This window comes from Mucilaginibacter sp. Mucisp73, assembly GCF_059491465.1.
On record NZ_CP168507.1, the window covers coordinates 4,145,953 to 4,163,591 of the forward strand.

The following is a 17,639-nucleotide window of genomic DNA, read 5'->3' on the forward strand; positions in this document are numbered from 1 at the left end:
TACAGATACTTCAACACATAGCACCTTCAAGCGAAGAGATTTCCGCGTCGCGCCTATGGCACTATCCCGGCAAGCTCCTCTCTATTGATATATATTATATTAATCACCCAAAATATCCTCACACTTTCCTTTCAAAATCTTTAACCGGTTATTCAGTCCAGTCAACCCGGCATCATCACCTATGTTTTTATAAAGCGTTTTAATCAGGGCTAAAGTATTGTCGTCAGCATCGCAGGCCTGTGCCTTCTCCAATTGAGGCAGGGCTTTTTTTACAGCCTTAACGTATTCGGCATCTGTAGATGGGGTATTCAAAGGCTTATCAGCATCGGGGATATTTTTGAGATACAAGTATCCCAAAGCCCGGTGGGCCACATAATAATCAGGTTCGGCAGCAACTACGCGCTCGTATAAGGGTATTGCATTTACACTTTGATTGTCATCTTCATAAAGCCTGGCCAGTGAATTGAAAAAATTGATCTTAACTTTGGCTGATAGCCTCGCCGTATCCTGCATAATTTGCCGGGATAATTCCATTGCCTTATCCTGTTCACCCTGCAAACGCGCCAAATTAAAGTCGAGGTATTTGTTGTAGGTATCTTCAGCAGTTTGGGCCTGTGTTAAGGTAACAGCCATTAATAAGATTACTACCGTCAGTATTTTCCTGGGCATGATTCCGGGCTTGGTTCTAAGCTATAACGCTGAAACGGAGGGTTTAATATGAAACCCATAACTATAAAACCTTAAACATCTTAACCAAAGGCAATATTACCCCGTCAGGCATCGGCTGATCAATATTTTCCGTGGCTTTGTACCCCATAGCTTCGTAAAGCGGCACGCCGGGTAGTGTAGCTCCTAATTGCAGGCTTTTAAAGCCGTTGTTTTGTGCAGCAGTTTCGCAAACCTTTATGATATAACTACCTATACCCCTCCGGGCATAATCCGGATGAACAAAGAAAGCCCTGATCCTGGCAGCATCATGATTGGGATCAAGCAATGGGTCTTCAATTTCTTTATGCTGATCGCCACCGTAAAGAGTATTGCGTTTGCTCCAGCCGCCACAGCCTACGGTAACGCCGTCTATTTCGGCTACATAATAAGTACCATCGGTAACCAATTGGGTATCCACTCCAAAAATGTACTTAATAGCACTTTCAATTTGCTGCTGATTATAATAATTAGTGCTTAATCCGCGGACAGAAAGAGCGATTAGCCCCTGCAATTCGGGGATATCATTAAAAGTTGCTAAGCGGGTTGTAATGGCAGACATGGTGGTAAATGTAACGTTTTAGTAAATAGCACAACCTGCACTATTAAAGAATGACCTTATTCTGAAAATTGAATAATTCTGTAATTCTGATTCGGACAATTCCGCCTGGCACAAAACGCCTCTTTCCTCTCACTGCAATATCATTTTACAAAAACAGTACATACACACTGCTTGTTAGTACGCATATTTGCAAAAACAAAAAACATGTCTACACTATTCTCTCCCCTTAAAATAAAAAACATCGAACTAAAAAACCGCATCGTAGTATCGCCTATGTGCGAGTATTCAAGCCAGGATGGTTTTGCCAACGACTGGCACCTGGTACACCTTGGAAGCTTTGCTACAGGCGGTGCAGGGTTAATCATTACCGAAGCCGCCGCAGTATCACCCGAAGGCCGCATTACCTTCGCCGACCTGGGTTTATATAAAGACGAACATGTTGAAAAACTAAAACAGATCACTGATTTTATAAAGGCTCAGGGCGCTGTTCCGGGTACACAGCTGGCCCATGCAGGGCGTAAAGCAAGTCACCAGGAACCATGGAACGGCGGCAAACAGGTCCCTGCCGATCAGCCAAACGGCTGGCAAAGTGTTTCGGCAAGTGCCATTTCCTTTTTTGAAAATGAAGAACCACCCATAGCTTTAGATAAAGCAGGTATTGAAAAAGTAAAAGCCGATTTCAAAGCCGCTGCTAAACGGGCTGTTGATGCCGGTTTTCAAGTGATAGAATTGCATGGTGCACACGGATACCTGATCAATCAATTTCTTTCACCGTTCAGTAACCAACGTACAGACGAATATGGCGGAAGTTTTGAAAACCGCATTCGTTTACTCCTCGAAATAATTGAAAGTGTTAAGGAAGTTTGGCCTGAAGAGAACCTGCTGTTTGTACGGATTTCGGCAACCGAATGGGTAGAAGGCGGCTGGACGGCAGGTGATTCTGTTGCATTAGCCAATATTTTAAAAGGAAAAGGTGTTGATCTGATTGACTGCTCAACAGGCGGCAACATACCAAATGTTAAAATCCCGTTAACACCGGGTTATCAAGTTGAATTTGCCGAAAAAGTTAAAAAAGAAAGCGGTATACTTACAGGTACGGTAGGTTTGATCACCAAATCGGACCAAGCTAATGAAATTATAGAAAACGAACGTGCCGATCTTGTGTTTTTTGCAAGGGAAATGCTTCGTGATCCACATTTTGCCCTGCGCGCGGCACATGAGCTTGGCGAGGAAATAAAATGGCCTGTTCAGTATGAACGCGCTAAATGGCATTGATTGGTCAATAGTCGATAGTCTATGGTCGATGGTCCATAGAAGCTGCACTTATTAAGACTATAAATTATAGACCATTGACCATACCTATGGACTAAATAATAATAAAACTATAGACCATGGTCTATGGACTAAATAACCAAAAAACAAAAACCACACGCTATGAAACGTACAGCAAACGCCCATTGGAACGGTACATTACAGGCAGGCCAGGGAGAGATCACTACCCAGAGCACTGTATTAAACAAAACCCAGTATTCATTTAAAACCCGCTTTGCCGATGGCATCGGTACTAACCCCGAAGAGTTATTAGCTGCTGCTCATGCAGGCTGCTTTACTATGGCCGTTGGCGCTGCTTTAACCCAGGCAGGCTTTACTCCTAATGATTTAACTACCGATGCAATTCTTGACCTTGATATGCAGGCCTTAGAAGTTACAGGCATCCATTTAGAAATAAAAGGATCAGCAATTGATGGTGTTTCTGAAGAACAATTCAAAGAAATTGCCGAAGGCGCAAAAGCTAACTGCATTATTTCAAAAGCACTGAGCGTGCCAATTACTTTAAGTGTTACTTACGCTTAATTACATTTTACAAAATACAAAAAGGGGATCGTACACAGCACAATCCCCTTTTTGTTGACTCATCCCCTATCCACTCCTTTTTTAAACAACAAAGCCGCCGGCAAACCGGCGACTTTTCAGCACATATTAAATTAGGGGGTCAATAAATTATATTACAGCATAAACACAAGCAACATGGCAATATGGACCAGAACGCTGAATGCGAAAAAGCCAAGCAGTGTACGGATACCGGAGCCGCCCATGCCGGCTATAATGTTGGCAAAGAATAACACAAGAGTTACTGCCAGCACGGCTATCGGAGCGTTGTAATAATACAGCAGGAAAGCAGGTACAGGTAAAAAGAGCACACCTTGTGAAACAAGTGAAAACATGAACCAAACTGTTTTATTAGGGGCCTGGCTATCGGCAAAGGCCATTAACTTATTCCAGGCATTGTTGCCGGCTTTAGTATTAGCGGTGTTAACGGTATTGGTATTTTCAGCGGTCCATTCAGGAGCATTTATTTTTAAAGTTGCCATGATTGTTATCTTTTAATGATACAAAGATGGCTGGTACCGCTTACCTGTAACATGACCATGGCGCGTTAAAAAAATGATCGTGGTCACTTTCAAAAGCTGAAGGCTAACAGCAAAAGTGGACCCTAATAAAAACCGGGTTAAGACATTTGAACATTAACCAACTCACAATAGCATTGCCATAAGCTATTGATTACTAAATTAAAAAGCTTTATTCAAAGCAGACTGATTACCCTCTAAATCAACCGCTCTCACTGTTAACTTGCCTTTACCAGCCGCACTCCTATCCACCATAAAATAATTTAACGGCGTAAAACCTATCCGTTTGCCATTATTGTAAATATTATAACCCAACACGCGCTTATTATCCTTAGATGTCTGCCATTTTAAGGTACCGGTAGCTTTAGCCAGTTTTACCTGCTTTGGGGTAGTGGGTGGTATTTTATCCGGGTCAAGTTGCGTCACACAGTTCATCAGCGCGCGGAAAGTGTGGTAAGTTCCCTTCCAGATCTGGCCTTTGAGAGCTGTTTTATACTGTGGTTGTTTATCTATGCCGCCCTGGTACCAGTCGCCATGTTCATGGTCAATGAGGTAGGTTTGCGTGTATTGCCACAGGGTTTTAAACTTTTCAAAGTACTGGTGCTTATCCTGCGGATACCTGGCAGCCATAATGAGCAGCGTGTTGAGCCCTTCTGCCTGCGCCCACCAGTTCTTGGTATCCTCAGTAATGGTAAGTCCGGGCTTATCTTTAAAGTAATAGCCCTCATCGTAAAAACCGCCCACTTTATTATCCCAGCCATTATCCAACGCATCATCAACCATTTTTTTGCCCACCTGCAAGGTTTTGACATCCCCTTCAATACCTAAAGCATGTGAAGCTTCGAGCATCAGATAAGCCGTTTCTACATTATGTCCGTACGAAATATGGTCAAGGCTATGATGCTGCTTATAAACGGCGAGGGTAGAATCGTGGTAAGATACCGGTGTCCAATCGGGTTGAAAAAACAGGATAAGATTTCCCTTATCATTAGTGATCTTATCACGCACCAGCATTAACATTTCTTTCAGGCGGATTTTAAGCAATTCATCCGGCCACACGCTGTATAATTCAGTAAACGCCTCCAGCAGATGGATGGATGAGTTTTGATCTTTATAACCCGTTTCGGCAGTAGATTTTATGGTTGCATCCCTCACAATTGGTGTTCCATCACGCTGCATGTGCTGATAGTAACCCTTATAAACCGGATCGTGAGTGTGTTTTTCCAACCACCAAAAACATTGCTTAGCCAAATTTAATGCACTGGTATCGCCCGAGGCCTGGTAATATGCTGCAAGCGCGTAAATTGCAAAAGAATTACCATAAGCTTCTTTAGGAGCAAAACCACCCTGTTTGGGGTTGCCTTGTCTATCCGTAAAAATGTAAAAGCCTCCGTATTGCTTATCCCACAGCTTATCCCGCAAAAACTCATAGCCATGGCGGGCCCCCTCTATATAATATTTTTTTGCGGGGAAAAGCTCAGCGGCTTTGCTGTTGCTCCAAACGTGGCGTGCCTGGGTTACTATCATTTTATCCTGGTTACCTGTTGGCTTGAAATCATAGGTGAAAGCACTTAAAAAGCCACCATCGGCAGTATCAAAAGCGGCCGGGTACCAGGGCTTAAGCAGTTCATCAACCATGGATATTTGCATTTCATGGGCTATCTTTTGCTTTTCGCTCTGATTATTTTGCGCAAATACAATCGACACGGCGCTGGTTAAAGCCGATAGCAAACTGATCTTCAATTTCATAAGCTTACTTTTTATTTAAAACATGATCGGCCGCTAAAACTAAAAACAGGTAGTCGGTTGTGCCACCGCCCAAAACGTATTCGCCCTGTTGCCATAGGTAAGGCCAGTTAAGCAGTTCGGGAAAATCAGGCCGGATAAGCGCCGTGCCGGAGGTAATACCACCGGGAATATATGAGCGGTCGGCCCGGTTAAAGCCGTAGGCTGTTGTCATTGATTTTGAACCTACGCCCGATACAAACGAAGCCGTATTAGAACCTGGATGGCAGCCCAGCACAAAATCAATGGCGTGCAGCATATAGGTGTCGCTAAAAACAGACGGAAAACCGGAGTATAAAAAGTATTGTTTATAACCAAAATTCTGGATACCCCATCCCGCTCCCCAAATATTGGGTTCGTACGGAACTCCATAAGGGGTTTTAGTTCCCTGCTGCTGAATTTGAGCATATAGTTTTTTTACTGCTTCGGTTATTTTATCATGATAATTTGCATCATTGATCAACCCCATGGTACGGCCAACCAGCCAGCCGGTGTTATCAATACTATTGGCTATCGCATCGGTATTGTTTACCAGGTAATCGGCATAGGTTTTATCTTTTGTGGCGATGAGTAATTCTACCGCCAAAGCAACGCGATGGCGCAAAGTATGGTCAGGTGTGTTTTTCCAAACTTCCTGTGCTATTTGCAGGCATTGCGTAGCAAGCGTATCATTATAGCCCTTCATTACACGGCTTGCAGCAGCCAAGGCGGCGGCTGTTTCTAACGCACGGCCAGGGTTTTCCTCGGTAAACACCCAGCGGTCATCAGCCGCCGCGGGCGTTTTCAATACAGGGTTAGTATTTGAAGCATTGGTTACAAAAGGTTTGTTATCGGTGATATTGGCGGCATCACCCAAAATGGTGTACTGCCTGATGGTTGGCTCAATAACTCCACGGTAAAAACGTCCCAAGGCCTGGTAGCCTCCTGTAATGGCTAATAAACCGTGCTCAATCTGTTGCAGCATATCCGGTTTGCCATCGGGCTGGTGAATTTCAACGATGTGTTTTTTTTGATCGATAGTTGTGTTATCATATTTTACGTCGAAAGCCTCATAAGCTAATGTAAGCCCATGTACCGTTTCTGCCTGCGATTCAACCCGCAGGTCAAAATCTCCGGCATCATGCCACGCACCACGGTCGAGAAACGGTACGTTATCGCCCGGTTTATATTTATTGAATGTACTATGCCCCTGAATATAGCCGTCGAAATGGTTGGAATCAACCGGCGCCATTCGGGCATCATCCATATGGCATAAGCCATGCCATACGCGGTACTTTTCGTTAACACGCATATGGCACATCTGTATAGGCAGGAAATATGAAAGCGTTGGCTGCCATACATCGTTTCTAAATACATCAGTGCTGATCTGGAATGGCTCCGTTTGATAATTGCCATATTTCACCAAGTACATACCCGGTGTGGTGATCTTTGTAAAATCAAATTGCAGGTAATGATACCTTAAAAAATCTCCCCAAATGGTGGGTGTGGCTTTCAAAGCGGTTATTAGTCCACCGTTTTCATTTATCCTCATCAGCGAAACCGGCAATACTTTTTTATCATTTTTATCCAGTTCAATTACTGCAATTTTTTGCTGCGCGGGATGATACCCTACCTGCGATACCTGCACTACCGGTTGCGATTGCCAGCCCTCTACAGCATTTGGGGTTACCAGCCATTCTACAGCATCTTTTGACGCGCCTTTAGCCACTAACGAACGTACCACAAACCAGCCATTGTTATGCTTGGCCCGGCCATCCAACAATTGCAGGCTGCCGCCCGAAAGGTTTTCGATAGTCATGCGCTGTAAATCGGTTTCGGGCGTAATAGTGAGCTTTCTGCCTTCGGCCATGGGCATAACCTGGGTTTCACCTTCTTTGTCGATATAAGTTTGTGCATCGGCCTGTTGAGGGAATATGCCAAATTGCTTATCCATGTAATAAGATTTGCCAAACAAAATACCCGGGAATAATTCCAGGTTAAAACCTACTTTACCTATCCAATTATCGGGCAATGGTTTATCCAAATCAACAATGATCCTGAACGCCTTTCCCGCAGGGATCACCCGAATATTATAAGCAAAATTCAGATCCGGATAGATAATGGGGTTAAAACCATGGCGGTTCATATCCGGGTTGGGGAACTCCATGCGTACGCTTACTTCGCCGGTAGCTTTATTAACCACACGCTTACCTACTTTGGGTATAGGCGACCATTGACCCGGCGTAGGCTCCAGCCTGATATCACCATTGGTAGCTACACGCTGTCCGTTTTGAATAATGCCTACCCCACCCTGGTGCCCCTCGGGGTAAAAATCATGTGCAAGCATTACGTTTACGCCCTTATATTCAAGATATTCCTGTGCGTTAAGCTTCATTAAGTTTGCAGCAGGTTTAACCTGTGCATACAAAAAACAGGGCAGTAAACAACAGGCAGCAATTATCGCGCTGAAGGTAAATTTAGATCTCATCAGGATGGATTAACCGGTAATATGCAACAAGATATTTGCACGGCTAAAAATACCTCTGTGACAAGGGCTCGGTATAATGATATATTAACCTTTTGTTGCCGATTTTATACAATAACAGGGATTTTACATTAAAAATCATTATTAATAAAAAGCAGCCAATAATACTGCAATTAACTTATTACCAATTAATTAAAAATAAAAATACCTGATATTAGGTATTCATTTTGTTCAGTAATTAATTTAATTTTGATTACCAGTAATACCTGTGTGCCGAAAAAGGGATCAAAGAGTAGGCAACAATTATTAAACCGATGGCCTTCCTGTTATGCTTAGCTGTAATAGCTTCACTGCTGTTACTGAACCCCTATTTAAAAAAACAAGTTTTTAAACTATTTACAGCTGTTTTTTTTATTCTTACCTTCTCTGAAGCAGTTCATGCTCAGCCTGCAAACCCCGATAGTGTAAAAAATAACAGGGTTAAAAAAGATTCAGTAACTAAAGCCCTTCTTCCTGATTCTATATTAAATATTTACAACCTAAGCGGAAGAAAAGATTCGGCCAGGTTAAATGAGATCATCGCTATCAGGCTCAAGACTACACTCCCAATCGATTCGTTCAAAACCCTGTATGTTGACGATATCAAAGTAGGAGAAACTGCTTTTTGGAGTAATAACGACTACGAAAAGATCGTGTATTTCAAAATAGACGAGTCGGTACAGAACCTCGCCGTGCAGTTTTTAGCCAGCAAATCCATTGATAAAGCCCGTATCCCGGTGTATTTTTCTGTAGGCTATTCAGGTGGCTACATAACCAAAGGATTAATAAAAACACAGCTTGAAGTTAAACAAAAAATAAGCCGGATATGGGTATGGATAATGGCCGTTGTAATGGCCGGTTTCCTGGCAATGGGCCTAAAAAATAACATCTTAAAGGATGACGCCAATTTATATTACAGCCTGAGCCGCACACAACTCCTGTATTGGACGGTTATTTTTTCCGTTACTTACCTGTACATATGTAATGAAACGGGCGCTTTGCCGGATATCCCCGGTTCGCTGCTGGCTATCCTCGGTATCAGTGCCGCAACAATGGCCACAGGTAAGCTTATAGAAAACGACCAAAAACCTAAAACGGAAATTGATCCTAAAGCACATAGCGAAGGTTTTTTTCACGATATCCTCTCCGACCGAAGCAGTATTAATATCCAGCGCCTTCAAAATGTACTGTTCAATATTCTGTTCGGACTGATCTTTATACAAAAAACAGTTTCATCAAATTTGTTACCTGATTTTGACAACAACATTTTACTGATGATGGGTATTAGCGCAGGCACCTATGCCGGTTTAAAAGCCACCGAACCCACCAAAGACCAGGTAACAGAACAACATGATTCAACAACTATTGGAAACGAAAAACCGGTCGATAAGCCCGACGGAGATGACAGTAAGGGAACCGGAGGCAAAACAAAATAAGCAATGCATTTAAAGCCTTTTAATACAAACAGGCACAAACCCGGTATCATTACATGACAAACCGGATCTATGCCTGTTTTTTAATTTAGGTTTAAGCTGGATTAGCTTTGTACGGTAACGGTTGGATCCCAGTAATAGTAACCAAATAATACCGGATCGTTAACGCCTCTCTGGCGTACATAAAGTGCAAACTGAACGTTGTATTGTTCGGTGCCTTTGCTAATTACAGTTGCCTGGTTAAACCAAAAATATTGATCTGAGAACCCAACAGGAAGTGCGGTGCCATTAGTAGGTAAAATACCCGTGCGTTTATATACACTGAAGGTTTCACCATCAAATACCACATCTTGTGCATACCATGCTAATTTGTAAATAACCACGGCCGAGTCAAAATTGCCATATTCCGATACCGCATACCAGCGTATAACGTCGCCTACATCAGCTTTTATGTTAAGGTCGGCCCCGCCCGAACCGGTAATGGTATTGCCACGGGTAGCAACCATATACATATAGTTATGAGGCAAACCTGTTGGATTGTTGGGATCCTGGCTTGGGTTTGGATAATCGGTAGTAATTGCATCGGTATCGATAACTACCTGGATGTTGATGATCTCCTGCGAGGTGGAGAGAAATTCACTGTTAATTGCCATGACTAAAAAGGTTATTAGGATAAATAAATGCCCCTACTCTTTAAAGGATTTTCGGGTTAGCTCCTTTGATCAGAGCGAACAGAACCGAAGCGCTTCTTAACCGGTTTTTCTTATTCGCTTATCACAATACAAACCTCCGCTTATTTAAACAGGCTTATTAGAGAAAAAATACCAGATAAAAAAAATAAGTATTTATACGTATACAAACCATAAAAACACCCTTTCACACTATTTCACACCTACTAACTTTGCGGTATAGGAAAATCAACAGAAAACGAAGCGAACAATAAATAATTAGTGAGAAATTTTTTCACAGTAGTATAAATAATTTCTCACTTATATAATTTATTATTATCAACATAAAATACAAATAATACAACTATATTACCTGCATATTAAACCTATTATATCATGAAAAAACGACCTTTTAACTTATTCAGACCGATCGCTGCCGCGATTACTATTTGCTTGTTTTTTGCCATGACTTCATGCAGGCAGGCTACCAAATTTGCCCAGGTAAAGTATACCGCTACGCAGGTTAATCACTGGCTCGACTCGGCCAAAACTGACAATTTTGTTTTTCAGTTTTACAGCCCCCAGGTTGATGACGTTAAAAAGCCATATCAGCTTGTATCATATATTCTGGATACAGCCGGAGGCTATCTTAACCCGATGCATCCCGATACACTGGCTGTTACAAAAGATACACTGGTTAACTTAACCGGCCCGGTGGTTTTAGGCAATACGTATCTCACCAAAAAAGCTATTATGGCGATTATCTCAACCGATAGCGGAAAAAAACGTGATTATGACTTCCTGGTTTTTACTCCTAAGATCATAGCTTCCAACCAGCACCTTGTATACGCCATCAGCCTTATAAAAAACGGTGTACCTATTGATTACCGCGACTCAGACACCGGGGATGTTGATTCAAATCCATCACCTCCGGCAAAAATGTAATAGCGTTACAAAACTGCTGCAAAGTGGAACAGCTAATAAAAGGTATATCTGACTGGTCGGAGGTTTGGGCGTTGCTCATTCCCCTGGCCATTCTTTGTTTGAAGAAAAAACAACCTGTTTTTAACAAACCTGTTGTTATATATTTATGGACAGCGCTGGCAATTAATGTAACTATTGATGTCATATGGAAGCTTAAAACAATTTTACCGCACCCATACAACACCAATAATTATCTGTATAATATACATTCCATAATCAGGGTGTTATTATTCAGCTCTTTTTTTATAAAGTTAAACCAGCAGTTTTTGTCAAAAACAAAAAGGATAGCGCCGTATATTTTTTTAGGGTTTGTACTTATCAATTTCAGCTTTTATCAAAACTTTTTTGATTACGGACAATTGAGCAGCAGATTACTATCATTTGAGGCGATAATTATGATGTTTTATTGTATGCAGTATTACCTGTTTAAAATAACAGACGATGAAGAACCCGGTAAGAAACAGCCCGACTTTTGGATAGTAACCGGCCTGGGTATTTACTACACTGTAAATTTTTTTATTTTTCTGTTATACAATGAACTCACAATACGCCTGCACAATTTTGCCATAAACCTGTGGAATATCCACAATTTCACGTATACTATTTTATGTGTATTTATAGCGAAAGGGTTATATGAAACAAACGAATGATGATATCAGGCTCCTGCTCTTTATGGGTATTGCGGTTATGCTTTCCTTATTCGCGAGCATATTGCTCATTTTTATATTTTTTCAGCGTAAAAAATACCAGTATCAGCAAAAAATACAAAAGCTGCATCAAACCCAGCAAAACCAGTTGATAGAGGCAGCTGTGCGCAGTGAAGAAACTGAACGTCACCGTATTGCCGAAGAGCTGCATGATGAAGTGGGCGCCATTTTATCGGCATCAAAGCTGCATCTACAAGGAGTAAAGATCAACGTTATTGATAAAAACAATGAGCCGAGGTATGAAAAAGGACAGGAGCTGCTTGACATGGCCATTAAACAGGTGCGTGGTATTTCGCACAATCTGCACTCCAGTATTCTGAAAGAGTTCGGGCTAAATGAAGCAATCAGGCATTTTGTTGAGAAAATAACAAATAACGACCTCCTATTTATTACCACCGATCTTGATGATTCATATACAACCCAGGCTAATGAAAATGAAATCAGCATATACCGCATGGTGCAGGAGTTAATGAACAATATACTTAAACATGCCAGGCCTAAAAAAATCCATATCACATCAACCTATAACCATGATGCCTTGAATATCAGTATTTTTCATAACGGAAAAGGTTTAAGCCATGCACAATATGAAGAACTGAAGTTTAATAAGCATGGCCTTGGCCTCAAAGCTATCCAAACCCGTATTATTTTGCTAAAAGGCGAGGTATCATTCAATCACAAGCCCGAAGGATACTACATTAACATCAGTATCCCCCGAACAATTACTATTTAACCATTATAACAATCAAAAATAAGGCGATGAAACCTATTAAAATTGCCATAGCCGATGATTATACCATATACAGGGACGGCCTCAAAATTGGACTTACCCAGGATGAGAACCTGGAAGTAATACTTGAGGCCGGCGATGGTGAAGACCTGATAAAAGGCATTGAAACCAATATGCCCGATGTAATTATCATGGACCTTAAAATGCCTGTTATGGATGGCATGGAAGCTACCAAACTCATCAAAAAGAAGTATCCTGAAATGAAAATATTAGTGGTGACGATGTACGATGACGAAAAGTTCGTAATTCATTTAATGGAGATTGGCGCCAACGGGTATCTGCTAAAAAACGCAGAAGCTGAAGAAATCAGGAAAGCGATATATTCGGTACACGAAACAGGTTATTACTTTAACAATATAGTAAGCAACGCACTTTTAAAAAAATTGGTGATAAAAGGCAATATCAAACCATCCTTTAAAGAAGGTGTTGAACTTACCGAACGGGAACAGGATGTACTGAAACTGATTTGTGCCGAAAAAACAGCCAATGAAATGGGACAACAACTGTTTCTTAGCCCACGCTCGGTTGAAGGGATCAGGCAGCGCCTTATAGATAAGGTGGGCGTACGCAATACCGCCGGGCTGGTAATGTTTGCTGTAAAGAATGGGATAATATGAGTTTTTTTTAAAAAATTAGCCATCTAATTTTGCACATCCTCTTAACACAAGATTCAATTTATTAACAAACACACAAAATAAACGCTTAAAATAAACCTTAAAAAACACAATTAATCTTTTCGTTTAACAAAAAACATGTTTTATCATTGTTAAAATCATATAAATCAATAATTATATAAAAATCCATCAATTAAAATTCATTGTTTTGATAAAAAATACAATTTTCATTGATATTTTTACAACAAAACGTTGACTGATTGATCAAGATTTGAATGAAAAGAAATATCCAGTGCGATAATCAAACCTGTCTTTTATGTAAAGGCTGTATAAAAGAGTGGCTGCCCGCAATTGCAGCCAACAAAAAAAACTTTAATGTAAAAAAAGGACAGGTTATTTTCAGTGAAGGCGACCCGGTAAAAGGAATTTACTTTGTTTATGAAGGCAATGTAAAAGTTCATAAAAAATGGGGGCCGGATAAAGAGCTTATTATTCGCTTTGCCAATAAGGGTGCCATTTTTGGTCACCGTGTGCTGGGCAAACATGCCACCCACTACCCTATTTCGGCAACAGCCTTGGAAGCAGGCATTATATGCTACATTGATATGGAGTTTTTTGAGGCTACTTTAAAAGTAAACCCTCAGTTTACCTACCAGCTAATGTTATTTTTTGCCGACGAGCTGCAGGAGGCTGAACGCAAAATGCGTAATCTCGCACATATGCCGGTAAAGGGCCGCGTTGCCCAGGCACTCATAAGCCTCAAGAATCAGTTTGGTACAAACCCGGAAGGCCATATTGATGTAGAACTTACCCGGCAGGACCTGGCTTCATACGCCGGCGCCACTTACGAAACCGTTTTCAGGGTGGTTAACGAGTTGTTACAGGAAAAACTGATTAGCACGAATGGCAAAAAGATCAGTATTATCAATCATGATAAACTTTTTCTTTTGACTCAGGATGATGAGTTGTAAAGTTGACAAACCACTCTATCAATAATCTTAAGCGGCTTTAGCTATCATATTTGTCCAATAATATTTTGAGAAAATTCACTGAAATCCGAAAATCAGTTTTCTTTATCTTCTCAAAATAGGGCAACAATGCTGGTATGATCCCATTTTGTTTTGCTAAAATCAATACACCAAGGGTACCAGTAAACTCAAGATTTAATTCATCAGCCAACTTACGCGCTTTAAGATCATCAAGAATTAACGAAGGCAATAAAACTTCGGCTGCTAATGCCAATGCACTTGCTTCACCTATATCAACAAGATCTGCATAAGTATATAGTAGATCTCTATTTATTACAGCTTGAACATTCACCCATGAGGGCAAACGCTTTCCATATTCTGCTGCAATTTCGGGTGTTGTGAACACCTGCTTATAAAGCTTTTCGAGAATAAAAAGGCCATCTATTTTATCCAACAGAATAAAACAACTGGCATCGGTAATAATCGTGCTAACCTTTGGATACTCTTTCAACATCGGCTATTACATCTTCGGCACTATATTGAAAATAATCCACATTAAAAGAGGTGAGCACTGCAGGAAAATCCCATTTCTTTACACCGCACATTTCAGCCGCTTGCCCTAAAGACAGCTTACCTGCTTCATACAATTTGGCTGCAATAAACCGTATGGTATTATCATGCTCTTTTTCAAGACTCTCAGGAACTTGTAATGTTATTGTAGTCATATAGGTAAATATACAAATTTCAAATAAAAACCTAAATACAAAACACCACCCTCAGCCCGCCAAATTCCTTACCTCAACCGGCGATAATGATGTTTGCTTCTTAAAGAAACTGGAAAAATGTGATAGCTGTTCAAAACCCAGGGTGTAAGCTATTTCTGAGATGTTCCAGTCGGTTTGTTTAAGCAGGATGCGGGCCTCCTGGATGAGCCTGTTGGCTATATGTTCGGTGGTTGTTTTGCCGGTACTTTCTTTTAATACCTTATTGAGATGATTGCTATGAACGGCAAGCCTGTCGGCATAGTCCTTCGCGGTACGCAGGATAACCCTTTGATCGGGCGATGCTATTGGAAACTGCCTCTCCAGCAATTCAATAAACAGGGATGATACCCTTGCCGATGCATTATGAATATTACTGTAATTGGTAAGCGGTTGCAGTTTCTGACCATAATGAATTAGCTCCAGCACATAGTTCCTGAGCAGGTCATATTTGTACAGGTAGCCGGATGCTATTTCCTGTAGCATTTTTTTAAAGATGAACGCGATCTCATCGGCCTGTTCGTCGGTGAGCATAAATACAGGGCGGCCTCCGGGGCTGAAAATGGGAAGTGAGTCCAGTATCACACCGCTTTTTGATTGCACTAAAAAGTCATCAGTAAAAATACAAAAATAGCCAGACTGTTCCAGATCCTGTGGTTTCCAACTGTAAGGGATTTTTGGGGTACCAAATACCAGCGCATTTTTTTCAATATTGATCACCTTATCAGCATACTCAGCTATGTTTCGGCCCCTTACCAGGTTTATTTTATAATATAACCTGCGATTGTAAGGCACATGGGTAGGATCCTTCTTTATTTTAGCAATGATATCGCTAAGGTTAAATACATTAAAATGCCCTATCTGGTTATTGATATCAGCCGGAAGCAGGTCTCCCACCGTGCTGTTGGTACGCTCGGCGGCGTTTTTATAAAAATCCTCTACTGTTACTGTTTTCACCTTTTGCTTTAATGAGCTACACAAACTTAATGATAACTACATCACTATTTGCTTCAGGTAAATCAGTTCTTACAAAACCCAAACAAAAGTTTTCAGTAGATCAACACTTTATATTTTCCGGAGGCAAAACAAACTTAATACATAACAGAAATGTTATTTGAATTTAATAAATACCACTAACAGATAATAAAAAGAAACCGCCTCATAATTGACTTACGAGGCGGCGTCTTCTTATTTAACACCGGTATTAATAACCCGGGTTTTGGTACATCTTAACAGGATCAAGCTTGTACTCATCAAACGGAATCGGGTAATAACGATCTTTAGTAGTGAAGTTTGCTAATGAAGCCAAACCAAAATCAGTTTGCTTTTTGGCGTGGAAATAAGCTACCAGTTCAGCATCATTAAAGGTACGCAACAGGTCATACCAGCGGTGATGCTCAAAGGCAAGCTCAACACGGCGCTCATGCAAAATAGCCAATTTTAAGGTTGGATATTTGGTAGCATAATCGCTATTGGTCATTGATACAGCGTAAGTTGGCATACCTGCACGTACACGCACCTGGTCAAGCAAATTGATAGCTGCAGCCTGATCGCCAAGGTAATTGTCAACTTCAGCCAATGAAAGCATTACATCAGCAAAACGCATCAAGATCCAGTCGTTACCACCGTAACCTTTGTCGGTTGCTTTATCACTGTTATCCCTAAATTTGGTTACAAACCAGTCTTTTACCGTTGGATCGTTCGCAAATTTTACAGAAAAAGCTGCACGTGGGTCATTTGCTTCATACTCATTAATCAAATCGTGGGTAACGTTATAGCCGGCACCTGACGACTTAACCCTGGAGTTTATAGTTTCGCCTTTAGCTTGAAAGTTACCGGCTATTGCCGAACTATAATTAATATCTCCCTGAATGTTCACGATCTGGAAGATCAGTTCAGGACAGGTGGTTTTCTTATTTACGTCAAAAACATCGGTATAAGGAATGGTACTCAAGTCGCCGAAAGTGCGCATGTTGTAAGCATTGGTTAAATACGTTTTGGCGTTGGTTAAATTAGTTGTACGGTTAGCCTGATCTTGCGTGGTAGCCATAGTAAGATATACCTGGCCCAATAAAAAGTTAGCAGCAGCTTTTGATGTCCTGCCAGTAGGAGCCTGCAGGTTAGGTAGCGGGCTGTTATTAATAACATCAAGTAAATCAGCCACTATTTGCTGATAAACCACAGCTTGTTTTTCGCGAAAAGTAGCTGCAGGCAAATCAGCATAACCCAATTGTTTGGTAACCAATGGCACATCACCCCAAAGGCGTACTAATTCAAAATAGGTAAACGCACGTAAAAACTTAGCTTCCGCAATATATTGCAGCTTTACACTATTATCAGGGAATGACACTGCATCGATATGCGATAATACCACGTTGGCCCTGGTAACTGTACCATACAATGATACCCAGTGAGATTTCAGGTAAGTATTACTTGGCAATATCGAAAAGTTACCGAACTGGAATGGTTCGCCTGCGTTTGACTGGTTATCCTGCGTACCGGTATCGTCCGAGCGCTGATCTGTCCATAAGTCGCTACTTTCGCCAACGTTGTTACCGCTGCGTAATGACTGGTAGATGCCGTTTACTGCTAACAACACATCGTTAGGGGTTTTATAACTCGCATCAACCGTTATAGCGTTGGGGTCACTCTGATTTAAAAAGTCTTTTTTACAAGACGGGCTTATCGCCACAGCCGCCGTAAGGCAGGCAATAGCTACAAATTTTTTATTCATCTCTATATCTCTTTAAA

18 protein-coding genes are annotated in these 17,639 nt (G+C 41.2%); 8 read left to right on the forward strand and 10 right to left on the reverse strand.

All coding sequences use genetic code 11. The features are described 5' to 3' along the window. Positions 1 to 99: 99 nt before the first annotated feature. Both ACEN82_RS17315 and ACEN82_RS17320 read right to left on the reverse strand, forming a co-directional pair. Entirely contained in the window at positions 100 to 669 is a 570-nt protein-coding gene (locus ACEN82_RS17315; protein WP_413319287.1) for a tetratricopeptide repeat protein, read from the reverse strand. A gap of 61 nt (positions 670 to 730) precedes the next feature. Then, positions 731 to 1,267 carry a GNAT family N-acetyltransferase gene (locus tag ACEN82_RS17320; protein ID WP_413319289.1) on the reverse strand — a complete coding sequence of 179 codons (537 nt, stop codon included), beginning with the start codon at positions 1,265 to 1,267 and terminating at the stop codon, positions 731 to 733. 204 nt (positions 1,268 to 1,471) lie between these two features. On the opposite strand from ACEN82_RS17320, the gene ACEN82_RS17325 reads away from it, so the two are divergent. Together ACEN82_RS17325 and ACEN82_RS17330 are read left to right on the forward strand one after the other, a co-directional pair. Further along, positions 1,472 to 2,542 (forward strand): NADH:flavin oxidoreductase/NADH oxidase, encoded by a 1,071-nt coding sequence (locus tag ACEN82_RS17325; protein WP_413319291.1) that lies wholly within the window; start codon positions 1,472 to 1,474, stop codon positions 2,540 to 2,542. A 159-nt stretch (positions 2,543 to 2,701) separates the two neighbouring features. After that, on the forward strand, positions 2,702 to 3,121 hold the full coding sequence (locus tag ACEN82_RS17330; RefSeq protein WP_090523343.1) for an OsmC family peroxiredoxin: 420 nt from the start codon (positions 2,702 to 2,704) through the stop codon (positions 3,119 to 3,121). A gap of 152 nt (positions 3,122 to 3,273) precedes the next feature. Here ACEN82_RS17330 and ACEN82_RS17335 read toward each other — a convergent pair whose 3' ends face one another. The 3 genes from ACEN82_RS17335 to ACEN82_RS17345 all read right to left on the reverse strand — a co-directional run bounded on the left by ACEN82_RS17335 (position 3,274) and on the right by ACEN82_RS17345 (position 7,834). After that, positions 3,274 to 3,639, reverse strand: a complete 366-nt coding sequence (locus ACEN82_RS17335; RefSeq protein ID WP_413319293.1) for a hypothetical protein — start codon at positions 3,637 to 3,639, stop codon at positions 3,274 to 3,276. Positions 3,640 to 3,837: 198 nt separating this feature from the next. Beyond that, on the reverse strand, positions 3,838 to 5,424 hold the full coding sequence (locus tag ACEN82_RS17340) for an AGE family epimerase/isomerase (protein ID WP_413319295.1): 1,587 nt from the start codon (positions 5,422 to 5,424) through the stop codon (positions 3,838 to 3,840). A 4-nt stretch (positions 5,425 to 5,428) separates the two neighbouring features. Further along, the gene (locus tag ACEN82_RS17345; RefSeq protein ID WP_413319297.1) at positions 5,429 to 7,834 is read right to left on the reverse strand and encodes a glycoside hydrolase family 9 protein; all 2,406 of its coding nucleotides are present in this window, start codon (positions 7,832 to 7,834) and stop codon (positions 5,429 to 5,431) included. A 404-nt stretch (positions 7,835 to 8,238) separates the two neighbouring features. Between ACEN82_RS17345 and ACEN82_RS17350 the strand changes: the two genes are divergently transcribed. Continuing rightward, positions 8,239 to 9,399: a hypothetical protein gene (locus tag ACEN82_RS17350; protein ID WP_413319299.1), complete on the forward strand. Its 1,161-nt coding sequence runs from the start codon at positions 8,239 to 8,241 to the stop codon at positions 9,397 to 9,399. Between the two features lie 101 nt (positions 9,400 to 9,500). Here the strand turns inward: ACEN82_RS17350 and ACEN82_RS17355 are convergent, their stop codons facing one another. Beyond that, positions 9,501 to 10,049, reverse strand: a complete 549-nt coding sequence (locus ACEN82_RS17355; RefSeq protein WP_090523319.1) for an inclusion body family protein — start codon at positions 10,047 to 10,049, stop codon at positions 9,501 to 9,503. 411 nt (positions 10,050 to 10,460) lie between these two features. Between ACEN82_RS17355 and ACEN82_RS17360 the strand changes: the two genes are divergently transcribed. The 5 genes from ACEN82_RS17360 to ACEN82_RS17380 all read left to right on the forward strand — a co-directional run bounded on the left by ACEN82_RS17360 (position 10,461) and on the right by ACEN82_RS17380 (position 14,130). Continuing rightward, positions 10,461 to 11,009, forward strand: a complete 549-nt coding sequence (locus tag ACEN82_RS17360) for a hypothetical protein (protein ID WP_413319302.1) — start codon at positions 10,461 to 10,463, stop codon at positions 11,007 to 11,009. 23 nt (positions 11,010 to 11,032) lie between these two features. Then, entirely contained in the window at positions 11,033 to 11,698 is a 666-nt protein-coding gene (locus tag ACEN82_RS17365) for a hypothetical protein (RefSeq protein WP_413319304.1), read from the forward strand. Beyond that, positions 11,682 to 12,488, forward strand: coding sequence for a sensor histidine kinase (locus tag ACEN82_RS17370; protein ID WP_413319306.1), 807 nt, complete (start codon positions 11,682 to 11,684; stop codon positions 12,486 to 12,488). The genes ACEN82_RS17365 and ACEN82_RS17370 overlap by 17 nt, the downstream gene beginning before the upstream one ends. Positions 12,489 to 12,514: 26 nt before the next feature. Further along, positions 12,515 to 13,162: a response regulator gene (locus ACEN82_RS17375; protein ID WP_413319308.1), complete on the forward strand. Its 648-nt coding sequence runs from the start codon at positions 12,515 to 12,517 to the stop codon at positions 13,160 to 13,162. 272 nt (positions 13,163 to 13,434) lie between these two features. Next, positions 13,435 to 14,130 carry a Crp/Fnr family transcriptional regulator gene (locus tag ACEN82_RS17380; RefSeq protein WP_091163089.1) on the forward strand — a complete coding sequence of 232 codons (696 nt, stop codon included), beginning with the start codon at positions 13,435 to 13,437 and terminating at the stop codon, positions 14,128 to 14,130. 37 nt (positions 14,131 to 14,167) lie between these two features. Here the strand turns inward: ACEN82_RS17380 and ACEN82_RS17385 are convergent, their stop codons facing one another. The 4 genes from ACEN82_RS17385 to ACEN82_RS17400 form a co-directional block, all read right to left on the reverse strand. Beyond that, positions 14,168 to 14,641, reverse strand: coding sequence for a PIN domain-containing protein (locus tag ACEN82_RS17385; protein ID WP_495643989.1), 474 nt, complete (start codon positions 14,639 to 14,641; stop codon positions 14,168 to 14,170). Further along, positions 14,616 to 14,852, reverse strand: a complete 237-nt coding sequence (locus tag ACEN82_RS17390; RefSeq protein ID WP_413319312.1) for a UPF0175 family protein — start codon at positions 14,850 to 14,852, stop codon at positions 14,616 to 14,618. The genes ACEN82_RS17385 and ACEN82_RS17390 overlap by 26 nt, the downstream gene beginning before the upstream one ends. Positions 14,853 to 14,903: 51 nt before the next feature. Continuing rightward, positions 14,904 to 15,845, reverse strand: coding sequence for a helix-turn-helix domain-containing protein (locus ACEN82_RS17395; RefSeq protein WP_413319314.1), 942 nt, complete (start codon positions 15,843 to 15,845; stop codon positions 14,904 to 14,906). A gap of 247 nt (positions 15,846 to 16,092) precedes the next feature. Continuing rightward, positions 16,093 to 17,622 (reverse strand): RagB/SusD family nutrient uptake outer membrane protein, encoded by a 1,530-nt coding sequence (locus ACEN82_RS17400; RefSeq protein WP_413319316.1) that lies wholly within the window; start codon positions 17,620 to 17,622, stop codon positions 16,093 to 16,095. Between the last annotated feature and the right edge of the window lie 17 nt (positions 17,623 to 17,639).